Origin of the sequence: Amycolatopsis sp. lyj-90 (genome assembly GCF_046549035.1) — a bacterium.
Taxonomy (GTDB): domain Bacteria; phylum Actinomycetota; class Actinomycetes; order Mycobacteriales; family Pseudonocardiaceae; genus Amycolatopsis.
Genome location: NZ_JAJPWP010000004.1, coordinates 538,448 through 558,536, shown reverse-complemented (window position 1 = coordinate 558,536; position 20,089 = coordinate 538,448). Strand labels below are relative to the sequence as shown.

23 protein-coding genes are annotated in these 20,089 nt (G+C 68.4%); 11 read left to right on the top strand and 12 right to left on the bottom strand.

What is annotated here, in order from left to right:
• Positions 1-102: 102 nt before the first annotated feature.
• Positions 103-1,668, top strand: a complete 1,566-nt coding sequence (locus ACLJPX_RS18010) for a GMC oxidoreductase (RefSeq protein WP_410601096.1) — start codon at positions 103-105, stop codon at positions 1,666-1,668.
• Between the two features lie 172 nt (positions 1,669-1,840).
• Here ACLJPX_RS18010 and ACLJPX_RS18005 read toward each other — a convergent pair whose 3' ends face one another.
• Positions 1,841-2,320 carry a carboxymuconolactone decarboxylase family protein gene (locus ACLJPX_RS18005; RefSeq protein WP_410601095.1) on the bottom strand — a complete coding sequence of 160 codons (480 nt, stop codon included), beginning with the start codon at positions 2,318-2,320 and terminating at the stop codon, positions 1,841-1,843.
• Positions 2,317-3,396, bottom strand: coding sequence for a dihydrodipicolinate reductase (locus ACLJPX_RS18000; protein WP_410601094.1), 1,080 nt, complete (start codon positions 3,394-3,396; stop codon positions 2,317-2,319). The genes ACLJPX_RS18005 and ACLJPX_RS18000 overlap by 4 nt, the downstream gene beginning before the upstream one ends.
• A gap of 381 nt (positions 3,397-3,777) precedes the next feature.
• Here ACLJPX_RS18000 and ACLJPX_RS17995 point away from each other — a divergent pair, with 381 nt between their 5' ends.
• Positions 3,778-4,923 (top strand): Cmx/CmrA family chloramphenicol efflux MFS transporter, encoded by a 1,146-nt coding sequence (locus ACLJPX_RS17995; RefSeq protein WP_410601093.1) that lies wholly within the window; start codon positions 3,778-3,780, stop codon positions 4,921-4,923.
• On the opposite strand, the gene ACLJPX_RS17990 is transcribed toward ACLJPX_RS17995, so the two are convergent.
• Positions 4,874-5,491 (bottom strand): GNAT family N-acetyltransferase, encoded by a 618-nt coding sequence (locus ACLJPX_RS17990; RefSeq protein ID WP_101608054.1) that lies wholly within the window; start codon positions 5,489-5,491, stop codon positions 4,874-4,876. The two genes, ACLJPX_RS17995 and ACLJPX_RS17990, sit on opposite strands and share 50 nt — an antisense overlap.
• A 52-nt stretch (positions 5,492-5,543) precedes the next feature.
• On the opposite strand from ACLJPX_RS17990, the gene ACLJPX_RS17985 reads away from it, so the two are divergent.
• From ACLJPX_RS17985 to ACLJPX_RS17975, 3 genes are all read left to right on the top strand, one after another.
• The gene (locus tag ACLJPX_RS17985; RefSeq protein ID WP_410601331.1) at positions 5,544-6,143 is read left to right on the top strand and encodes a formylglycine-generating enzyme family protein; all 600 of its coding nucleotides are present in this window, start codon (positions 5,544-5,546) and stop codon (positions 6,141-6,143) included.
• An 81-nt stretch (positions 6,144-6,224) separates the two neighbouring features.
• A complete protein-coding gene (locus tag ACLJPX_RS17980) occupies positions 6,225-6,488 on the top strand; it encodes an amphi-Trp domain-containing protein (protein WP_101608056.1) in 264 nt (87 codons plus the stop codon).
• Positions 6,489-6,569: 81 nt separating this feature from the next.
• Positions 6,570-7,055: a hypothetical protein gene (locus tag ACLJPX_RS17975; protein ID WP_410601091.1), complete on the top strand. Its 486-nt coding sequence runs from the start codon at positions 6,570-6,572 to the stop codon at positions 7,053-7,055.
• A 94-nt stretch (positions 7,056-7,149) separates the two neighbouring features.
• On the opposite strand, the gene ACLJPX_RS17970 is transcribed toward ACLJPX_RS17975, so the two are convergent.
• On the bottom strand, positions 7,150-7,875 hold the full coding sequence (locus ACLJPX_RS17970; RefSeq protein ID WP_410601090.1) for an SDR family oxidoreductase: 726 nt from the start codon (positions 7,873-7,875) through the stop codon (positions 7,150-7,152).
• Positions 7,876-7,967: 92 nt separating this feature from the next.
• Here ACLJPX_RS17970 and ACLJPX_RS17965 point away from each other — a divergent pair, with 92 nt between their 5' ends.
• A complete protein-coding gene (locus ACLJPX_RS17965; RefSeq protein ID WP_410601089.1) occupies positions 7,968-8,642 on the top strand; it encodes a TetR/AcrR family transcriptional regulator in 675 nt (224 codons plus the stop codon).
• Between the two features lies 1 nt (position 8,643).
• On the opposite strand, the gene ACLJPX_RS17960 is transcribed toward ACLJPX_RS17965, so the two are convergent.
• The gene (locus ACLJPX_RS17960; RefSeq protein ID WP_410601088.1) at positions 8,644-9,501 is read right to left on the bottom strand and encodes a fructosamine kinase family protein; all 858 of its coding nucleotides are present in this window, start codon (positions 9,499-9,501) and stop codon (positions 8,644-8,646) included.
• Between the two features lie 98 nt (positions 9,502-9,599).
• Here ACLJPX_RS17960 and ACLJPX_RS17955 point away from each other — a divergent pair, with 98 nt between their 5' ends.
• Positions 9,600-10,289 carry a hypothetical protein gene (locus ACLJPX_RS17955; RefSeq protein WP_410601087.1) on the top strand — a complete coding sequence of 230 codons (690 nt, stop codon included), beginning with the start codon at positions 9,600-9,602 and terminating at the stop codon, positions 10,287-10,289.
• Here ACLJPX_RS17955 and ACLJPX_RS17950 read toward each other — a convergent pair.
• Positions 10,260-11,081: a helix-turn-helix domain-containing protein gene (locus ACLJPX_RS17950; RefSeq protein WP_410601086.1), complete on the bottom strand. Its 822-nt coding sequence runs from the start codon at positions 11,079-11,081 to the stop codon at positions 10,260-10,262. The genes ACLJPX_RS17955 and ACLJPX_RS17950 overlap by 30 nt on opposite strands.
• A 57-nt stretch (positions 11,082-11,138) precedes the next feature.
• Here ACLJPX_RS17950 and ACLJPX_RS17945 point away from each other — a divergent pair, with 57 nt between their 5' ends.
• The gene (locus ACLJPX_RS17945; protein ID WP_410601085.1) at positions 11,139-12,023 is read left to right on the top strand and encodes an alpha/beta fold hydrolase; all 885 of its coding nucleotides are present in this window, start codon (positions 11,139-11,141) and stop codon (positions 12,021-12,023) included.
• Here ACLJPX_RS17945 and ACLJPX_RS17940 read toward each other — a convergent pair.
• Positions 11,999-12,376 (bottom strand): hypothetical protein, encoded by a 378-nt coding sequence (locus ACLJPX_RS17940; RefSeq protein WP_101608064.1) that lies wholly within the window; start codon positions 12,374-12,376, stop codon positions 11,999-12,001. The two genes, ACLJPX_RS17945 and ACLJPX_RS17940, sit on opposite strands and share 25 nt — an antisense overlap.
• Positions 12,377-12,539: 163 nt before the next feature.
• Here ACLJPX_RS17940 and ACLJPX_RS17935 point away from each other — a divergent pair, with 163 nt between their 5' ends.
• Together ACLJPX_RS17935 and ACLJPX_RS17930 are read left to right on the top strand one after the other, a co-directional pair.
• Complete coding sequence (locus ACLJPX_RS17935; protein WP_410601084.1) at positions 12,540-13,295, top strand: thioesterase II family protein; 756 nt, start codon at positions 12,540-12,542, stop codon at positions 13,293-13,295.
• Between the two features lie 101 nt (positions 13,296-13,396).
• Entirely contained in the window at positions 13,397-14,413 is a 1,017-nt protein-coding gene (locus ACLJPX_RS17930; protein ID WP_410601083.1) for an alpha/beta fold hydrolase, read from the top strand.
• Here the strand turns inward: ACLJPX_RS17930 and xylA are convergent.
• The gene (xylA, locus tag ACLJPX_RS17925) at positions 14,410-15,579 is read right to left on the bottom strand and encodes a xylose isomerase (protein WP_410601082.1); all 1,170 of its coding nucleotides are present in this window, start codon (positions 15,577-15,579) and stop codon (positions 14,410-14,412) included. The two genes, ACLJPX_RS17930 and xylA, sit on opposite strands and share 4 nt — an antisense overlap.
• Positions 15,580-15,671: 92 nt before the next feature.
• Between xylA and ACLJPX_RS17920 the strand changes: the two genes are divergently transcribed.
• Positions 15,672-16,847: an ROK family protein gene (locus ACLJPX_RS17920; protein ID WP_410601081.1), complete on the top strand. Its 1,176-nt coding sequence runs from the start codon at positions 15,672-15,674 to the stop codon at positions 16,845-16,847.
• Here the strand turns inward: ACLJPX_RS17920 and ACLJPX_RS17915 are convergent.
• The 4 genes from ACLJPX_RS17915 to ACLJPX_RS17900 form a co-directional block, all read right to left on the bottom strand.
• Complete coding sequence (locus ACLJPX_RS17915; protein WP_410601080.1) at positions 16,804-17,265, bottom strand: hypothetical protein; 462 nt, start codon at positions 17,263-17,265, stop codon at positions 16,804-16,806. The genes ACLJPX_RS17920 and ACLJPX_RS17915 overlap by 44 nt on opposite strands.
• A 115-nt stretch (positions 17,266-17,380) precedes the next feature.
• Positions 17,381-17,812, bottom strand: coding sequence for a hypothetical protein (locus tag ACLJPX_RS17910; RefSeq protein WP_410601079.1), 432 nt, complete (start codon positions 17,810-17,812; stop codon positions 17,381-17,383).
• Positions 17,813-17,930: 118 nt separating this feature from the next.
• The gene (locus tag ACLJPX_RS17905; RefSeq protein WP_410601078.1) at positions 17,931-18,848 is read right to left on the bottom strand and encodes a lysyl endopeptidase; all 918 of its coding nucleotides are present in this window, start codon (positions 18,846-18,848) and stop codon (positions 17,931-17,933) included.
• 663 nt (positions 18,849-19,511) lie between these two features.
• Positions 19,512-19,991, bottom strand: a complete 480-nt coding sequence (locus ACLJPX_RS17900) for an Lrp/AsnC family transcriptional regulator (protein WP_410601077.1) — start codon at positions 19,989-19,991, stop codon at positions 19,512-19,514.
• Between the last annotated feature and the right edge of the window lie 98 nt (positions 19,992-20,089).

Sequence of the window (20,089 nt, the reverse complement as noted above, 5' to 3'; positions counted from 1 at the left end):
TCCCTCAACGGTGAGGACGATCACGTGAGCGACGAAACCATGTGGAGCAGCGCTTCTGGACAGTTATCCCGCCGCGTCTTTATCGCAGGAACTGGTTCTATCTTGGGGGCCGCGGCCCTGGGTGGGACCGCCTTCGCCTCCGCTGAGAACACGCCATCGGCGAAGAGTTCGATCGCGGACGCCGCGCGAATCCCGGCACTCGTCGTCGGTTCCGGATACGGCGGCTGCGTCGCCGCGCTCCGGCTCGCCGAGGCGGGCGTCGACGTCCACCTGGTCGAACTCGGCAAGGCGTGGGACACCCCGGGCACGGACGGCAAGATCTTCGCCAACACGACCACCCCGGACTACCGGTCCTTCTGGCTGCGGACGCGGACCAAGCAGCCGCTGAGCAACTTCCTCGGCTTCCCGCTGGACAAGGACGTCCCCCGCCACACCGGGATCCTCGACGCCGAGGAGTTCAGCGGCATCACCGTCTACCAGGGCCGCGGCGTCGGCGGCGGTTCACTGGTCAACGGCGGGATGGCCGTCACGCCGAAGCGCGAGAACTTCGCTTCGGTCCTGCCCACGGTCAACGCCGACGAGATGTACGGCGTCTACTACCCGCGTGCCAACACGGGTCTCGGCGTCGCCACCATCGACCAGAACTGGTTCGAAACCGCCGAGTGCTACCAGTACGCGCGGGTCGGCCGGAAACACGCGCAGCGGTCGGGTTTCCCGTTCCTGTTCGTTCCGGACGTGTACGACTGGGACTACATGAAGAAGGAGCAGGCGGGCACGGCACCGAGGTCCGCGCTGGCCGGGGAGATCCTCTACGGCAACAACGCGGGCAAGAAATCGTTGCAGCAGACCTATCTCCCGCGGATCAGGGCGACAGGGCGGGTGACGATCTCGTCGCTGCACCGCGTCACGTCGGTCACGCCGTCGTCCGGCGGCGGGTACACCGTGGTGATGGAGCAACTCGACACCAGCGGCATGGTGACCGCGACGAAATCCGTGACCGCGGACAAGGTGTTCTTCGCCGCGGGCAGTGTCGGCACGAGCAAACTGCTGGTCAAGCTCAAGGCCACCGGCGCACTGCCCAACCTCAGCACCGAGGTCGGCAAGGGCTGGGGCGACAACGGGAACGTCATGTGCGGCCGGGCCAACCACATGTGGGACCCCACGGGCGCGCTGCAGTCGTCCATCCCCACCGCCGGCATCGACAACTGGGCCGCCGGTGGCGCGTTCGCCGAGGTCGCGCCGCTGCCGACCGGTATCGAGACCTACGCCTCGTTCTACCTGTCCATCACCAAGAACCCCCACCGGGCGGCGTTCTCGTGGAACGCGAGCACGAACAAGGTCGACCTCGACTGGCAGACAGCCTGGAAACAGCCGTCGATCAACATGGCGAAGACGATCTTCGACAAGATCAATTCCAAGGAGGGGACGATCTACCGGACCGACCTCTTCGGGCTGTACAAGATCTGGGGCGACCACCTCACCTATCACCCGCTCGGCGGCGCGGTACTGGGCAAGGCGACCGACAATTACGGCAGGCTCTACGGCTATCCGGGGCTCTACGTGATCGACGGCGCGCTGATTCCGGGTAATACGTCGGTGAACCCGTTCGTCACCATCACCGCGCTGGCGGAGAGGAACATCGAAAAGATCCTCGCCACCGATCTCTGACGCCGTCCGGGGCGGCGGGTGCCTCGTGCGCGGCGCCCGCCGCCCCGTTTTCGGTGCCGGCGCTACGCGACATTCCCCTGGGCCAAGGGTTTCCGTGGTTCGGCTCTCAGCTGACCGCGAGGCGAGGATGCTCAGCAGTGGCTGGAAATCGCTCGCGTTTTCCTCTGAGCTCTCAAATCTTCGGCAGAACGCAAACGGTGTCGATTCCCAGAACATGGTTCAGCCGTCCGAAGGCGAGCCAGGCACCGATGCTCATGCTCAATTCGACGATTTCCGCCTGACTGTAGTGCTCGCCCATCCGCTTCCAGAATTCGTCGTCGATTCCGTGGTGATCGAGCGCGTAGCGTTCGGCGTACTCGGCGGCCAGCCGGGTCCGCTCGTCGAACGCGTCGGTGGTGCGCCACTCGGTCACCGCGTCGGCGAACTCCTCTTCGACCTTCACTCCGTCGCGTTCGGTCCGCCAGTCCAGGCAGAAGACGCAGCCGTTGATCTGCGCCGTCCGCAGCCGGGCCGCCTCGAACTCGCGGAGCCCCAGCGTGGTGTGCGAGTAGACCGCGAGCGAGAAGTTCGACGCCGCGACACCGATGCCGGGCACCATCTCGCCCCACACGTAGCCGATCGGGTCCTTGCCCTCGGGGATGTCAATGTTCATCGCGCGCTCCTTCCAAGCTTGCCGATGGCCGGTCGCAACGGGACGTCGAGTGCGTCGTAGAGCCCCGGTTTGGCGTCCACGAGCCAGTCGATGGCGCCGACCAGCCTGCCGACCGCGGTCGCGTTGCCGCCGGCGGACCGGTTCTCGCCCTCGTCCGTGGCCTCCACCGAGACCTCGATCCTGGGACGGCCTTCGATGATCACCCGGTGCGCCCCGTCGCCGCTGGGCGGTTTCGGCCAGTCCGGCGCGCACGACGCGTGGATGCGCGTGACGTGCTCGATGACGATGCGGGGCTCGCCGTCCACGATCCCCTGCACCTCGAACCGGACGGCGCCCTGCGTACCCGCCTCGAACTCACCCATCGCCCGCGTGGTCACGGTTTCCTCGAGCGGACGGCGGTCGAGCGTCTCGCGGATCTCGTCCAGGTCGACACCGAGGCCGCGGGCGATCAGCCGCACCTGCCCGCCCCACACCATGGTGGGAACCGACGGGGCCAGCATCGGCGGCTGGTAGTCCATCGGCTGTCCCATGCCGACCAGGTAGCGGACGGAATCCGGCTGGTCGTAGGTCGAGTAGTCGAAGATCTCCTGACAGCGCACCGCCTCCACGGTGGTGCCGAGCCCGCTGATCAGCAACGGCAGGATGTCGTTGCCCCAGCCCGGATCGACGCCCGAGACGAACAGTGAGCCGCCGCCCTCGGCGATCGCCGTGAGCACCGGTTCCCGCAGTTCGTCCGGCGCGTTGCGCTGGTCGTACAGCGGGTAGAGCGCGGGTGTCACCACCACCGCCCCCGCCCGGATCGCGCGGACGATGTCGGCCAGCGCGTCGGTGGGCCGGATGTCGCCGGACGCCGCGTACACCACCGCCCGCGGGCCCGCCGCCAGCACGGCTTCGACGTCATCGGTCGCCGCCACACCGAATTCGCCGTCGACACCGGCGAGCGCGGCCGCGTCGCGGCCGACCTTCGCGGGATCGTGCACGAGCACACCGGCGAGTTCCAGCGCCGGATGCGCGTCCACGGCGCGGATGGAGGCACGGCCGATGTTGCCTGTACCCCAGACGACCGTTGGAATCATGGAGTCGAGGTTAACCGAATCCCGGATCGGTTCCCAGTACCGAAACAATCACGAAAACCGCAGGTCAGAACGCATTACTCGGCTTTATTCAAGGGGGCAACGAAAGCGTTCCGGTCCGCGGAACGGACACCGTTTTCCTCGCTGACCGGCAATACCCGTTAGGCCGTTCGCCACCGCCTGTGTAATGTGCGCACTCGTGACGAGCCCCGAGTCGGACAGAATCCCGCCGCCGGTCATCCGGCGGCGAGTCGTCGTGTCCGGCGGTTAGACGCCGTCCCCCTCGCTTCCCGGTGACCGGAGCGCTCTTCCGTGCGCCCGGCCGGTTTTCCTCCTGTCCCGCGCACGGCTCCTCCTGTTCACTTTCTGCTTGGGAGTCGTCCGTTGCCCCTGTTCGTCTACGTCCTCGGCCTTGCCGTCTTCGCGCAAGGCACCTCCGAATTCATGGCTTCCGGTCTCGTACCGGGAATCGCCGGTGACCTGTCCGTCCCGGTGGGCGCCGCCGCCGCGCTGACTTCGGCGTACGCGGTCGGAATGATCGTCGGCGCCCCCGCGATGGCCGTGCTCAGCGCGCGCTGGCCGCGCCGCCGGGCACTGGCCGGGTTCCTGACCGCCTTCGTCGTGGTGCACGTCATCGGCGCGGTGACGACGAGTTTTCCGGTGCTGTTCGGCACTCGGATCATCGCGGCGGTCGCCAACGCCGGGTTCCTCGCCGTCGCCATGCCCGTCGCGGTCGCCTTGGCACCGGCGGGAAAGCAGGCGCGGGCGACCGCGGTCCTGCTGGCGGGGATCACGCTGTCGTGTGTCGCCGGTGTGCCTGCCGGAGCCGTCCTGGGTAATCTCGCGGGCTGGCGCTCCGCGTTCTGGGCGGTCGCCGCGCTGTGCCTGCCCGCCTTGGTCCTGGTGTTCCGTTCGACACCCACCGAGGCGGTGGACAGGCCCGAAGTCTCGATCAGGCGCGAAGCACGCGATCTGAAAGCGCCTCCGGTGCGGCAGGCGATGATCCTCGCGGCCCTGGTCAACGGCGCGACCTTCGCGACGTTCGCGTTCCTCGCGGTCATCGCGACGGATGTCGCCCACCTCCCCGCCGGGGCGGTTTCCGCGCTGCTGGCGGCCTTCGGCGTCGGCGCGTTCCTCGGGGTCACCGTGGCGGGCCGCAAAGGCGACGGTGAACTCCGGCGCGGCCTGATCCTCGCTTTGTGCGCCCTGCCGGTGGGCTGGGCGGTGCTGGCGGCGACGGGAGCGCACCCGATCGCCCTGTTCACCGTGACGACCGTCCAAGGTGGACTGTCGTTCGGCTGCGGGTCGGCGCTGGTGGCGCGCGTCATGCACGTGGCGACCGGGGCACCGACGCTGGGCGGTTCGTTCGCGACGGTCGCGCTCAACGCGGGCGCGTTCCTGGGACCGGTGCTCGCCGGTTTCGTCACGGAAGCGACGGACGACTATCGCCACGCCCTCTGGATCAGCGCGGCGATCGCCGTCATACCGCTGCTGCTGATCCGGCGGGCACAGGTGCCGAGTCGCCCCTGAGCCGCGCGTGGAGGTGGACGTCGTGCCACCCGTCCGCGTGCAACATCGAAGAGCGCAGGGTGCCTTCGAGGCCGTATCCGGCCTTGTCCGCGACGCGGCAGGAGGCGTTGTTCGCGGTGGAATGCAGGAGGGACAACCGGTTCAGCCGGATGGTTCCGAACGCCCACCGCGTCAACGCCGCCACCGCGCCGCCCGCGATCCCGGTGCCGCGTGCGGAAGGGAGAACCCAATAGGACAACTGCGCCGACGCCTCGAAGAGTGAGACGGTGCGGAGGCCGACCTGCCCGACCGGCCGGTCTTCACGGGCGTCGACCACCGCCCAGCTCGCGTCCGTCTCGTCCGTCCAGCGCTGCTCCCACCCCGCGATCCAGGCGTGTGCTTCGGCCTCGCCGTCGACGCGGCGGACGTGCCAGCGCTGGATGGCGGGACAGGCGAAGGCGGCTTCGACGCTCTCCGCGTCTTCAGCGCACCAGGGTCGCAACACCAGCCTGTCGTCGACGACCAGGCATGGCTGCTTGGCGGCCCGGAACGTACCGGCAGGCAGGACGGGCTCGATGAGCAGAGGCACCCGCTCATCATGGCGCACCGGCGCCGCCGCTCTGGGTACCATCGGCCGGACCATGGAGATGATCACCGTGCCGGCGGGCGAGGTAACGCTTTCCGACCGGCGGACGCAGCGGAGCTGGACCGTCGCCGTCGCGTCCTTCCTGCTCGCGCCGGTTCCGGTCACCCGTGAGGCCGGCAGGCTTCCCCTCGTCGAGGTTTCGTGGCCGGACGCCCTCCGGTTCTGCAACACGCTGTCCGAACGCGAAGGGCTGACCCCGGCCTACCGGCTGGACCCCGAAGTGTCGTGGGACCGGTCGGCGAACGGCTACCGCCTGCCCTCCGAAGCGGAATGGGAGCACGCCTGCCGAGCCGGTACGACCGGTCCTCGTTACGGACCGCTCGACGAGATCGCCTGGTACCGCGAGAACTCGGCGGAGTCGGTGCATGAAGTCGGCGGGAAGACACCCAACGCGTGGGGTCTGCACGACATGCTGGGCAACGTCTGGGAATGGTGCTGGGACATCTACGACGCCGACGTCTACGGCGAGTACCGGGTCCTGCGAGGCGGCGGCTGGTTCGACGAACACTGGAGTTGCCGGGCCGGGGTACGGCGCCGCAGCCACCCCACGTTCCGCGTCGACGACGTCGGTTTCCGCCTCGCCCGGACACCGTGACCCCGCCTGCGGCGCGCGATGATCACACGATTGAATGACGCCACGGACACCCGGCCAGGGTGTCGGACCCTGGAGGAAACCGTGACCGGATCCGCTCCCCGAGACGTCGAACGCGTCTACTCCACCGCCGACGTCGTCGCCAAGCTGCGCCGCCTCGCCGACGCGCTCGAGTCCGAGACCTCGTTCCGCATCCAGATCGCCGGGGAACGGTTCCGCGTCCCCGCCCGCGCGCAGTTCTCGATCGAGCACGAACGCGGTGACGGCGAGGAAGAGGTCGAGTTCCAGCTGAAGTGGAAGATCGAGGAGTCCGACTCCGACGACGACGCCGAAGGCACCGTCGTCTGATCTTCCGTCCACAAAGGACTTCCAGGAGCGGGCTCGCTAATTCCGTGGCGGGCCCGCCCTGCTGTTCCCTACCGTTCCCTCGTGACCAAGAACTACGACCGCCGCGCGTTCGCTCTCGCCTACCTCCAGGCTCAGCCGGACTACGCGGACCGGTTCATCGATGACAAGGCCGAATCCGACGCCCTGCACACTCACCGGAAGCAGGTGCTCAAGGGGCTGGAGTCGCTCTTCGGTCTCGAACTGACCTTCGAGGGTGTCTCCGACAGGACCGATGGTTCGGTCCTGTTCATGATGTTCACCAGCGCGGCCCGGAACCATCTGGCGATCCAGCCATCGGGCATTCTCGAAGGCGGCTTGCTCGTCAAGGTACTGGAGCGGGCAGGCCAGGACGAGCCGGTGCTCAAGTCGATGGGACGAAGCCTCGACCTGCGAAACCAACTGCTGGAGTCGTACGTCGACACGATGGAACCGCTGGTCGGCATCCTTCTCGGGGAGCGGGCGGACGCGGTGTTCACTTCGGCGGATCTTCGTGGGATCGGAGTGGACGACACGGAGCCGCGGCCCTAGTAAGTGACGAGGACGGCGACCATGTTCCCAATGTCGCATTTGAGTCGCTGAGCGTCTCAGATGCGACATTGGGAACACCAGCCGTAGGGAGACCTCACACGATGCCGCCGTTGGCACGGAGGACCTGGCCGTTGACCCAGCGGGCCGGACCGGCGAGGAACGAGACGACTTCGGCGATGTCGGACGGGGTGCCGAGGCGTTCGAGTGGCGGCTGCGCGGCCATGCTCGCGATGGTCTCTTCGTCCTTGCCATCGAGGAACAGCGCCGTGGCCGTCGGGCCGGGGGCGACCGCGTTCACGGTGATGTCGCGGCCGCGCAGTTCGCGGGCGAGGACCAGGGTGATCGCCTCCACCGCACCCTTGGTGGCGGCGTAGGCGGCGTACCCCGGCAGGGCGAGGCCGAGCACGGACGTGGAGAAGTTGATGATCGCGCCGCCGTCACGGACGCGGCGGGCGGCCTGCTGGTCGACCACGAAGGTGCCGCGGATGTTGGTGCGGTGCAACCGGTCCAGCCGGTCGAGATCCAGTTCGGCCACCGGTGCGAGATACATGGTCCCGGCCGCGTGGACCACGACGTCGATCCCGCCGAAGGTCTTCTCCGCGGTGTCGAACACGGCCGCGACGGCGTGCTCGTCGGCGACGTCGGCCTGCGCCGCGATCGCCTGACCGCCCTTGGCGCCGATCGCGTCGACCGCGGCCTGTGCCTCGTCCTTGTTACCGCCGTAAACGACGACGACCGCGAATCCGTCGGCGGCCAGTCGCTCGGCGGACTCCCGGCCGATTCCCCGCGACCCGCCGGTGACGATCGCTACGCGTGTCATGAGGTGCTCCCATCAGGTGTTTCCGTTGATAACGCCATAAACGTATCACCGATACCGAACCAGCGATACCCGCCAGGTGTTATCGTTGATACATGAGTTTGACGACGAAAGACCGGTTGGTCCGCGCCGCGGCGGAGCTTCTGCTGGAGGGAGGACGCGAAGCGTTGTCGACGCGCGCGGTCAGCGCGGCCGCCGGAGTGCAGGCGCCGACCCTCTACCGGACCTTCGGCGACAAGGAGGGCCTTCTCGACGCCGTCGCCACCTATGGCTTCCAGAGCTATCTATGCGAGAAGCACGGCCTCGGCGAGACCGACGACCCGGTGCTCGACCTTCGGCGCGGCTGGGACCTGCACGTCGAATTCGGCCTGTCCCAGCCCGCGTTCTACATGCTCATGTACGGCGAGCCCCGCGTCCGCGAAGCGCGCCAAGAGGCGGACTCGATGCTCCGCCGGATCGTCGAACGCATCGCCGAGGCGGGCAGGCTGCGCGTACCCGTCGAACAAGCCGCGCAACTGGTGCACGCGACCGGGATGGGCGTGATCCTCTCGCTCCTCGCGAGCCCGCCGGAGCACCGCGATCCGGGCCTGATCACCGCCGCGCGCGAACACGTCATCGCGACCATCACCACTGACACCACCGACGAAGCTTCGGACATCCCGAGCCGCGCGATCGCGCTCAAGGCCGCGCTGGAGAAGGAACCCGGGGACGCGCTGACCCCGGCCGAGCACGCGATGCTCGCCGAATGGCTCGACCGCATCGCGCGGTGAACTACCGACCCGCCGCCCTCGCCGCAGCGACCGCCTGCCCGGCGTAGGACCGTCCGAAGAGGACGGTGTGCACGAGCAGCGGGAACAGCTGGTGCGTCCCGATCCGGTCGGTCCAGCCATCGGCGAGCGGGGTGACCTCCTGGTAGGCGGCCAGTACGCGGTCGAGCAGCGGGCAGCCGAACAACTGCAGCATGGCCAGATCGGTCTCGCGATGGCCGCCGTGCGCGGCGGGGTCGATGATCGAGGCTTCGACGGCACCCCACAGCACGTTGCCGTTCCACAGATCACCGTGCAGCCGGGCGGGCGGTTCCGCCGGTCCGGCCACCTCCGGAAGGCGTGCGCAGGCCTGCTCGATGACAGCGGCTTCGGCGCCGTCCAGCGTGCCCTCGTCGACAGCGCGGCGGACATAGGGCAGGACCCGATGCTCGGCGTACCACTCCGGCCAGTCCTCCCCCTGCGCGTTCTCCATCGGGGCCAAGCCGATCCACGCGTCGACTGGCCCTTCCGGCGGCGCCGCGCCGAACGCGGGTGCACCGGCCGCGTGCAACGCCGCCAGGCCCCGGCCCAGCCGTTCCGCCGCGTGATGCGTCGGACGGCCGCCGCCGACCAGTTCGGTCACCAGCCACTCGTCGTCGAACCCGCGGATCTCGGGCACCCGTACGGCACCGGCTTCACCCAGCCAACGCAGCCCGGCCGCCTCCGCGGAAGTCGCTTTCCGCGCGTGACCCCGTTTGACGACCACGGTGTCACCGCTGTCCAGGACCACTTCGGTGACGGCGCCCGCGAGACCCCTCTGCTCGACGACGGCTCGTCCAGTGATCCTCGTGGCCGCCTCGGCAGGCGACGAAACCTGGGTCATACCCGCAACCTACCTCCGCCGATCGAGTGAACGCTCGTTGTCTAGAGTGATCGCCGGGGGGAAATCCACGCGCTTTCACTTTCGAGGGGAGATCGGTCGTGCCCACACGTCCGAGAGTTCGTCACGCCGTCATCGCCGCGGTGCTCGGCGCCGCACTGGTCGGCTGCACGCCGCCGGCGAACACCGGCCAGGCCAGGACTGCCGCCACGACGTCCGGGGAGACGTCCGCCAGTGCCCCGCCGACGACGACGGAGAAGCCGTACCTGACCACCACGCCCACGCTGGAGGTCACCGGCGACGCGGTCAAACCGGGCACGAAGCTGAAGTTCGGTGAGCAGGCGATCATCCCGATCTACAGTGACTACGCGAAGGGCTTCGTCGGGCTGACGGTCACCGTCGAATCGGTCAAGGCGTCGGACGCGGACATCAACGGCCTGCCGCTCAAAGACGAGGACAAGGCCAAGCTGCGCGGGAAGAACTTCTTCTTCGTCCGCGAGAAGCTGACGAACGTCGACGGCACGAACCTGGCCAGGGTGACCGCGCCGATCCTGAGCGCGAGGACCAAGAGCGGCGGCTGGCCGGGCTCCCTGCTGGGAGTGGGGAGTTCCGAGGTCGACGGTTGCAAGGGCGGGAGCATCGCACCGCACGACTTCTCGACCAAGGGAGCGGTCTTCGAGGCTTGCCGTCTGCACTTCGGGGTCCCGTCGGACCCGATCGCCTCGCTCGCGTACACGTCAAAGCCTTACGAAACCGACGATTCACGCGCCGTGACCTGGCGGAACAAATAATCCGGCCGGTTTCCCGACCTCGGTCGGACTGCAGCCGGTCAGGGCCCTGAACTCCCGGACGAGATGCGCCTGATCGCTGTAGCCACCCAGGTGCGCGACCTCCGCCCAGCCGAGGGACGACGCCCGGTTCAGCAGCGCCATCACGCGGTTGAGCCGGGTGATCCGCCCGACGGTCTTGGGGTTCAACCCGATCTGTGCACGGAACCGGGCGTTGAGGTGCTGCCTGCTCCAGCCGATCTCGTCCGCGAGGGCGTCGACGCGGACCGGCCCGGCCGAAAGGCGGTCCCAGGCGTACCGAACAGGTGCGGAGAGTTCCGGACCGCGTGCGAGTCTCTCCAGCAGGTACTCGTCGAGCAACCGGAACCTCTCCGGCCAGTCCGCCGCCTCCGCGAGCCGCTCGGTCAGGGGCCCGGACGTCATCAGATCGGACGCCGCGATCACCGAATTCGTCAGCTCACGCAGCGGAATCCCGAACAATCCGTACGCGCCGAGCGGGGTCAGGGCGACGGCGATACCTCTCGAAACACCGGCCTGCTCCGCGAGGAGCGGCCGATCTCGCAATCCCAGCACGGGCGATTCCGGCATCGCGCGTTCCGGCGCTTCGAGGTCGATCACCCAGATGAGTGCCGAGAGCGGGGTGACCCGCCACGAGTTCGGCCCCGCGTGGGGAAGGTCGTGCGCGACGTAACTCAAGATGTGGGCGGCGAGGCTGGGATGCGGCGCCCGGAGCACCCGCTCTCCGGGCGCGCGGACGATGTCCCGTCGCGGTACCACGAGACTCCACCCGCCCATGCCGTCAGCTTACTTTCGTTCAAGACCGGAAACGTGGCTCTGCCTAGCGTTCACCACATGACGAAAATCGGGAAATTCAGAGATCCGGCGGCGGAACGGCGCTATTTCGCCGCCTACGCCCGCGCCATGGCCGAGTGCCCGGAGCCGAGTGCCCTGTTCGACGTCGAGACGCGCCATGGCACCACCCGGGTCTACCGCTACGGCGGCGAAGACCCGCCGATCGCCCTGCTGCCCGGGCTCATGGCGACCTCGGCCTGTTACGCGGCGCTGATCCCCGCCTTGGCCGAACAGCACGCGGTGTACGCGATCGACACCCTCGGCGAGGCGGGACGGAGCGTGCAAACCGCGCCGTTCAAGGACATCCGTGACCGGGTGAGCGCGCTCGATGACGTCTTCGATCGCCTCGGGCTGACCTCGGTGCACCTCGTGGGTGGTTCGACCGGCGGCTGGCACGCGGTCAACCAGGCGATCCACGCACCCGGCAGAATCGCGTCACTCGGCTTGCTGGACGCGACCACCGTCTCGGCGCCGTTCGCCCGGAAGGTGTTCTGGTACGGCACACCCGCGGCCGTACTCGACAGCGAACGCCTCTGGCGGCGGTTCGTGACATGGTCCGCGGGAGAGGACGTCTTCGACCAGCCCGCCGCCCGGCTGGTGCTCGCCGGGATCCGCTCGTACCGCGCACGGGTGCCGTTCCAGGTCTGCCCGGACGAGGCGGACTTGAAGTCCATCCAGGTACCCACGCTCGCCCTCTTCGGCGGCCGAAGCGTCGTCCACGATTCGACCGCCGCCGCCGCACGACTCGAAAGCCTGCTCCCCCGGGCCGACGTCGAAATCCTGCCCGGAGCCGGGCACTACCTCTACCTCCAGCCGGAGGATCGCGAGCTGGTCATCGAGCGCCTCCTCAAGTGGGTCGCTCAGGCGGCCTTGGCGCCGGAGTGACCGCGTGCCGCCTCCAGGCTGGCCCGGCACGCGGCGATCAGCCGGGCCGAGGCGGCGCTTTCGCCGTGGCCGCACCGAGGGCAGGACATCTTGACGTCACCGGACAGCTCGTCGACGGAGACGATCAGCGCGGTCGCGCACGAACGGCACCAGCGGTGCCGGGTGATCGGGTTGACGTGCATCGGGGAGGCGACGCACTCGTGAATCCAGCGGCCGTGCACGTGGCAGGTCAGCCTGTCGTCCGGCGACAGGCGGCCGAGGTCTTCCGCGTCGTCCTCCAGCGCCAGCAGAACCGGCAGGGTACGGCGCACCGGGTTCAGCCGCGTGGTCGAGGCCAGTGTCGTGGTGGTCATCGCTTTCTCCTTCCGGCTCTTTATCAGGACGTCGAACGGAGAACGCCAGATACGACACGGCCGGGGGCCTTTCTTCCGAAGCTCTCCCCCTGCCGGGTGAATTGATCTTGGTCGAACCCAAACCGTTACCCCATTCGGGTTAACCGCGCGTATCTTTCGGATCATGACGGTCCCGCTCATCCCACTGTCCACATCAGACAGTCGCGGCCCCGGCTACCTGCTGCTTCCGCCCGCGGGTGGAATTCTCCGGACGTTCGGCCCACTCGCCGCCACGGCCGGTGCGGACGTTTGGGGCGTCGAATATCCCGGACACGGGGAACGGCCCTCGGAGCCACCGGCGTCCTCTGTCGAAGAACTCGCCACGCTCTTGGCCGATGCGACGTCCGAGGACTGGTTCTCCCGCACCGTGACGATCGGTTTCGGAATGGGCGCCTTCGTCGCGTTGGAAACGGCGCAACGGCTGGGCGTCGCCCCGGGCGCGCTGATCGTCGTGGACGCGTGCGCCCCGCAACGACGTTCGCCGGACAAGGACGCCAAGGCGGGCGCGTCGGCCATGGGGCGGGTGTTCGGCCGCACCGGGCTCACCCCGGTCGCGGGGTACCGCGATTCACCCGAAGGCTGGGAGTACGCGCTGGACCTGCTGCTCGGCGACCTCCAGCTGGTGAACGCCTACCGCGGGCCCGCCAGGACACGGCTCTCGTGCCCTCTCGCGGCGATCCGCGGCACCGACGACCCCGCGTTCGCTTCGGGCGACGACGCCACGGGCGGCTGGCGGGTGTGGACTTCCGGGCCGTTTGTGGGCCGCGTCGTCCCCGGCGGGCATCTCGGCGTTCTCGAGTCCGGCCGGGAGGCCGAGTTCTGGGCCCGGATCCGACGGCTGGAAACGGCCTTCCTCGATGTCCAACCGGAGGTCGCGTAGGCGAGGTGACGTACACCGGTGACGTCGCCCGACGCTCGCCGCGCCCTGAGCCGGACCCTTAATTTCGATCCCGTACCAGGCGTTTCGCGGGAGGGATCAGGATGCTCAGCAGGAGAAGGTTCGCGCAGGCCGTCGTCGCCGCGACGGCGGGAGCCACGGTCGCGAGTTGCTCGTCCCAGACCGCGGCGGCACCGGTGGCGGCGCCCGTCACGACCGTCGGGAACACCTCGTTCGGCCCGCTCAAGCAGATCGACGCCGGGGAGTTGAGCATCGGGTACGCCGAAGCCGGCCCCGCCGACGGTCCGGTGGTGCTCCTCCTGCACGGCTGGCCCTACGACATCCACAGCTACGTCGACGTCACCCCGCGCCTGGTCGCGGCCGGGTACCGGGTGATCGTGCCGTTCCTCCGGGGCTATGGGCCGACGCGCTTCCTGTCGAAGGACACCTTCCGCAACGGCCAGCAGTCCGCGATCGCCGCCGACATCGTCGCGCTGCTGGACGCGCTCAAGATCCAGAAGGCCGTCTTCGGCGGCTTCGACTGGGGCGCCCGGACGGCTGTGATCATCGCCGCGCTGTGGCCCGAACGCTGCAAGGCACTCGTCTCGGTGAGCGGCTACCTCGTCACCAACCGGGAGACGAACAAGCAGCCGCTCTCTCCCAGCGCGGAACTAGGTTGGTGGTACCAGTTCTATTTCGCCACCGAGCGCGGCATCCTCGGCTACGAGAAGAACCGCCACGACTTCAACAAGCTGATCTGGAAGATCGCGTCGCCGAAGTGGACCTTCGACGACGCGACCTACGACCGCTCGGCGGCCTGTTTCGACAACCCGGACCACGTGGCCATCGTGATCCACAACTACCGCTGGCGGCTCAGCCTCGCCGACGGCGACCCGAAACTCGATGCCCTCGAACAGAAACTCGCGCAGGGTCCGGCGGTCTCGGTCCCCACGATCACCATCGGCAGCGATTTCGACGGCCCGAACACCGACGGCAAGGCCTACCGATCGAAGTTCTCCGGCAAGTACGAGCACCGCGTCCTGACCGGGATCGGCCACAACGTGCCGCAAGAGGCGCCGGAGGAGTTCGCCAAGGCCGTCATCGACGTCGACCGGTTCTAGCGCGCCCCGGTGAGGTGTTCGATTGCCAGCTGGGACAGGCGGATGAAGCCGTAACCGCGTTCCGCCGCCTTGTCCGGATCGAAGTCCTCGAACGCCGACCGGTCCGCCAGCAGATCCGCGGCGGTCTCACCCTCGTTGAGCGTCGGTTTCGCCAACTCGGGGACGAGAGCGGCATCCAGCGCGGCCCGAACCTCGGGATCGGCACGGAAGGCGCGGGAGCGTTCGGCGAACAGCAGGTAGCTGGCCATGTTGGCCTCGGCGCTGACCCAGACGCCGTCCATGTTCTCCGTGCGCAGCGGCTTGTAGTCGAAGTGGCGCGGCCCGTCGTAACCGCCGTGCTCCAGCAGGTCCACCAGGAAGAACGACGACAGCACGTCGCCGTGACCGAAGACGAGATCCTGGTCGAACCGCGGGCCGCGCTGGCCGTTGAGATCGATGTGGAACAGCTTGCCCTGCCACAGGGCCTGCCCGATGCCGTGAACGATGTTGAGCCCGGCCATCTGCTCGTGCCCGACCTCCGGGTTCACGCCGACGATCTCGTGGTTGTCCAGCGTGGAGATGAACGCGAGCGCGTGCCCGACGGTCGGCAGCAGGATGTCCCCACGCGGCTCGTTCGGCTTCGGTTCGAGCGCGAGCCGGAGGCCGTAACCCTGGTCGATGACGTACTGGGCGAGGAAGTCGATGCCCTCGCGGTAGCGGTCCATCGCCGCGCGGACGTCCTTCGCGGCATCGGTCTCGCTGCCCTCACGGCCGCCCCAGAGCACGAACGTCGACGCGCCGAGTTCGGCGGCGAGGTCGAGGTTCCGCAGCACCTTCCGCAGCGCGTAGCGGCGGACTTCACGGTCGTTGCTCGTCAGGCCGCCGTCCTTGAAAACGGGGTGACTGAACAGGTTCGTGGTCACCATCGGGACGACGAGGCCGGTTTCGGCCAGCGCGGCCCGGAATCGCTTCAGGTGCCTCGCCCGCTCGGCGTCGTCCGAGCCGAACGGGATGAGGTCGTCGTCGTGGAAGGTGATGCCCCAGGCGCCGAGGTCCGAGAGGCGGTGCACGGCCTCGACCGGGTCGAGCGGTCCCCGGCTCGCCGGGCCGAACATGTCGTTCGCCTGCCAGCCGACGGTCCACAGTCCGAAGCTGAACTTGTCCGCACGCGTCGGTGCCTGAACCATCACGCCTCCCATTAGTTTGATGCCTGAACTTATCGACGCCATCCCGGCGGGTCAAGGCTTTCGTTCAGGCATCGAACGAATACAATCGCGCGATGATCGGCACGCGTCCGGCGGGACAGCACACCGTGCGGCAGCACAACGCCGCCCTCGTTCTCGGCGCGATCGCGGACGGCCCCGGCACCTCGCGGGCGGGACTCGCCGCCGCCACCGGTCTCACGAAGGCCACCGTGTCGAGCGTCGTCGACCGCCTGATCGCGGCCGACCTCGTGGCCGAAGGCGAGCCGGAGCGCCGCGTCGGCCCGGGACGGCGCGGCACGGTCGTGTCGCTCTCCCCCACCGGGCCGCACGGACTCGGCATCGAGATCGGCGTCGACTACCTGGCGTCCTGCCTGGTGGATCTGAACGGGACGGTCCGGTTCGAGGAGGTCCGGTACGCGGACAACCGGACTCCGCGTGTCTTCCAGCGCGTGTCGGCGTTCCTGCGCAAGGCGCGAAAGCGGGCGGAAGCGCTCGGCGTGCCCGTCGGCGGGGTGGGCATCGCGGTTCCGGGCCTGGTCGAATCCGGCGTCGTGCGGCTGGCCCCCAACCTGGGCTGGCGCGACGTCGACCTCGCGGACCGGCTCGGCGAGACCTTCACCGTCGCCAACGAAGCCAACTTCGCCGCGCTCGCCGAGCTCTGGCACGGCACCGCGTTGCCGGATTTCGTCCACGTGTCGGGCGAGATCGGGATCGGCGCGGGAATCGTGCTGGACCGGGCGTTGTTCGAGGGCGTCCGCGGCGCGGGCGGCGAGATCGGGCACCTGCCGGTGGCGCCCGACGGCCCGCCTTGCTCCTGCGGCGCGAACGGCTGCCTGGAACGGATGGCCGGGCAGGAGGAGATCCTGCGGCTGGCGGGCGCCGGCACGGTGGACGACTTGATCTCCGCGCTGGAATCGGACGACGCCGCGGCGTTCTCCGCGGTCGCCACCGCCGCGGGTCATCTCGGCGTCGGACTGTCCACTGTGGTCAATCTGATGGACGTCCCGGCCGTGGTGCTAGGCGGGACCTACGCGCGACTGGAGCCGTGGCTGCGTGAGCCACTTCTCGCCGAGCTCGAGCGCCGCGTACCCAGCACGGCGTGGTCGCCGGTGCGGGTCGTCCGCTCGGCGCTCGGCACGGGAGCCGCCGTACGAGGTGCGGCCGGCTCGGTCATCCGCGGCATCCTCGCGGATCCCGAGCACCATCTCACGACTCACTGGCCATCCGATCAGGACGCTCAGGGCCGGTGACCCCGGGCAGCAACGGTTCGATCGCCTGCGCCCGCTGCTCGATGTCGGGCCGCTGGGCTCGCCGTGCGTAGTCGATGAGGGCTTCGCGATCCTCCCGCAGAAGCCACCCCTGCTCGCTTCCGGTCTCCAGCCTCACGAGGTGCTGCACCAGTTCGGCGGACTCGGCGCCGAAATCCCGCATACGGCGTGTCAGCAGTTCCGCGGCACCGAGGTAGCCGTTGTTCCAGGCGTGGACGGCGAGCAACTGCGCCGTCGCGGCGAGGATGTCGCCGAGGTGGAACCCGCCTTCCGCGGCGAGATGCCCGGCGAGCCGGAAACTGCGTCTGCCCTCGCCGACCGGACCCTCCTCGCGAATCGCTTCGAGCAGCGCCCCGATCTGCCGCGTCAGGTAATCCTGACCCGCGCCTTCCACCGTCACCGCAGTCCTCCACCCATTCGCCGAGATCGTAGGAAGGTGTCAATGGGGAGTACTTCAGATACATCGAATGCCGAACCGTTATCACCCGAATGGGGTGTGCGGCGGTGCCTCTCGGTCAACAGGGTGCCACGGCTCCCGTCTCGCCCGCGGGGCACCAACCCGGATGCTGACGCAACCACTGGTCTCGCTCCCGCTCGACGTCGCGCTGAGTCATCCCGCGCGCGGCGTTGACGCAGCCGCCGGTCTGGCATTTGGTGTTCGTCCCCGGCTCGTAGCACTGGCTCGCATCCTTGCGGCAGGCCGCTTTGCGCTGGTCGGCCTTGGTCTTGGTGGGCGCGTTCGTCTTGGCGGGCACCTTGGTCGTGGTCGGCGCGGCAACGGTCGAAGTGGTGACGATCGTCGTGGTGGCTTCCGTGCTCGGTGGCACTGTCGCCTCCGCGCTCGTCGTGACCGTGACGGCCGGGCGCGCGGGCGGATCCGGCGACGCGCAGGCCACTGTCCCGAAGACGAGAACGGCGGCCGATATCAGGAGCAGCACACGCGCCACGATTCCTCCGCCTCCGCCATCGAACCCGCCTGTATTCGGCGGGTGAGCGAAGAGCGTTACAGAGTCCCGGGACGACGCATGCGACGCGTCGCCCCGGGACTCACTGGCGCGGCAAGGGTCAGCTGGTGGTGGCGGTGTTGATCGCCCGTGCGTACGCGGCGGCCGTGCCTTGCGCCGAACACTTCTTGATGTCGTCGTACAGCCACATGAAGCCACCGGGGATGCCCGCGGAAGATTTCCACGACCTCATCCGGCTCTCCACCTGCGCGGGCGAGTTCCCCGCGGTGCAGCCGGAACCGTTCTTGCTCCACAGCCCCGGATCCACCGGCATGCCGAGCGACTGCGACCACGTCGCCGGGTTGTTGCCGCTGCCGCCCGCGTACGCCTGGAGGTACACGCGATCGACCAGGCCGCCGAGCCCGTTCTTCACGCCCTGCCAGTACGAGACCGCGGTGTACGGCGCGAGCGTGAAGTTGCGGTAGCCCATGGCGTTCGCCATCCGGGCGAAGGTGACGGTGGAGTCGACGTCGTAGTGCGATTCGTCGTCGTTGTTGATCGCGTCGGCGCCGGTGGCGTCCTTCAGCGCCAGGAAGTTGCGGTACAGAATGGTCCCGCTGCCGGTGCCGTCGCGCGTGATCAGGTTGTCGATGGCTTCCCAGTCGGGCGTGCCCCAGGCGCCGACCGAGACCTCGATGCGGTTGACCGACGTCGGTGCCTGCTTCAGCGTCCGTAGCCTCGCCGGCCATCCGGCATCGCCGACGTACCGGCCGCCCGCGACCACGAGGTGGTCGTTGTAGTACAGGTCCCCGTTGTCGTGGACGTGGATGCTCCACAGGATGACCGTGGTGAACCCCGACGAGCGCAGGGTGTCCATGACGCCCTGTCCGTCCTGATAGAACGGTCCCCCGCCGTAGATCGCGGAGCGTCCGGCCGCGGCGGGTGCGGCCTCGGCTTCGGCGGCGCTCGGTTGACTCGTCTGGACGATCGCCGCGGCGGCCGCGAAGGCCACCATCGCCCGCACCCAGGTCCACCTCATCAGGTCAGCTCCCTTCGTCCTGTTCCGGAGGGTATGAGATTTTCCAACGGCGGAGCCAGGTTTGTTCGGAGATCTGTCCGGTGGAATAGGCCGTTCAGCGCATGCCACCGCTAGTTCAGTGGCCGAAGTACGTGAACGCCCCCTTCACTACCTTGAGCGTAGGGAAGGATGCCTTCACCGAGAGGCGGACCACCACAATCACCCCATGGACCTCAACAGTCACCGCCGCGGCGCGTGAAGGCCCCTTCATTGCGCCTAGGTACAGGGCCTCGGCAAAGTCGACTATTCGCGCGTGTCAGGTTTCGAGGGCTTCCAGTGGGCGATTGTCGCCTGACGGCGGTGCGACTGTCCACAAGGGACTCCGGAACGGGTTCTGATGCCCGATTCAGGCGCTTTGCGCGATTTCGCGCGGGGGTCGTGAGTGACAAGAAGCGTTAGAACGACCTTTACCGCTCACGACCACCACGCAAACCACCCAAATCGGGCAAAAATGCGTCGAGACTGCCCTCAGTGGACATTCGAGGAGCGTTTCAGGCCACGGGTGACGAGCCCACTCCCTCACCCCTGCGACCAGCGGAAGCCGACTTTGCCGGAACCCTTGCCTAGGTACATTAAGGGGTCCTTCACGTACCGCCGTCGAGCGCAAGGACCGCATTCAGAGGACTAAACGCGGGGGGCGGCGCCCTGCTGTTCCTCGAAGATCAGCCAGGTCCGGGTCGACCGCACGCCGTCCAGTGCCTGCAGGCGTTCCAGGACGACGTCCCGCAGTGACGTGTTGTCCGGCGTCCGCACCAGCAGCAGGATGTCGAAGTCGCCGCCGACCAGCGACACGTGCTCGACGTACGGGATCTCCCGCAACTCGGCCGACATCGTGCGCCACGACGTCTGCTCGACGGTGATCAGGATGTACGCGCTCGTCCCGAGTCCGGCCCGCCGCGGATCGATCCTCGCGCCGAAGCCGGTGATGACGCCTTCGGACATCAGGCGATCGAGGCGAGCGTAGGCGTTGGTGCGCGAAATGTGCAGCCGCTCCGCCAGCGCGCGGACGGCGAGCCTGCCGTCCACGGACAGTTCGTTGAGGATCTCGCGGTCGATGTCGTCGAGGGCAAGGACCGTTCGTCCCGGATCCGGCCCGTGAGCCACGCCACTTGTGGACGGTTGGCGCGACTGAACCGATTCTGCGGACAGTTTGTCGCTCATTTCGCCTGCCCCTTGAACACCAGGACTCCGGAAACCACCAT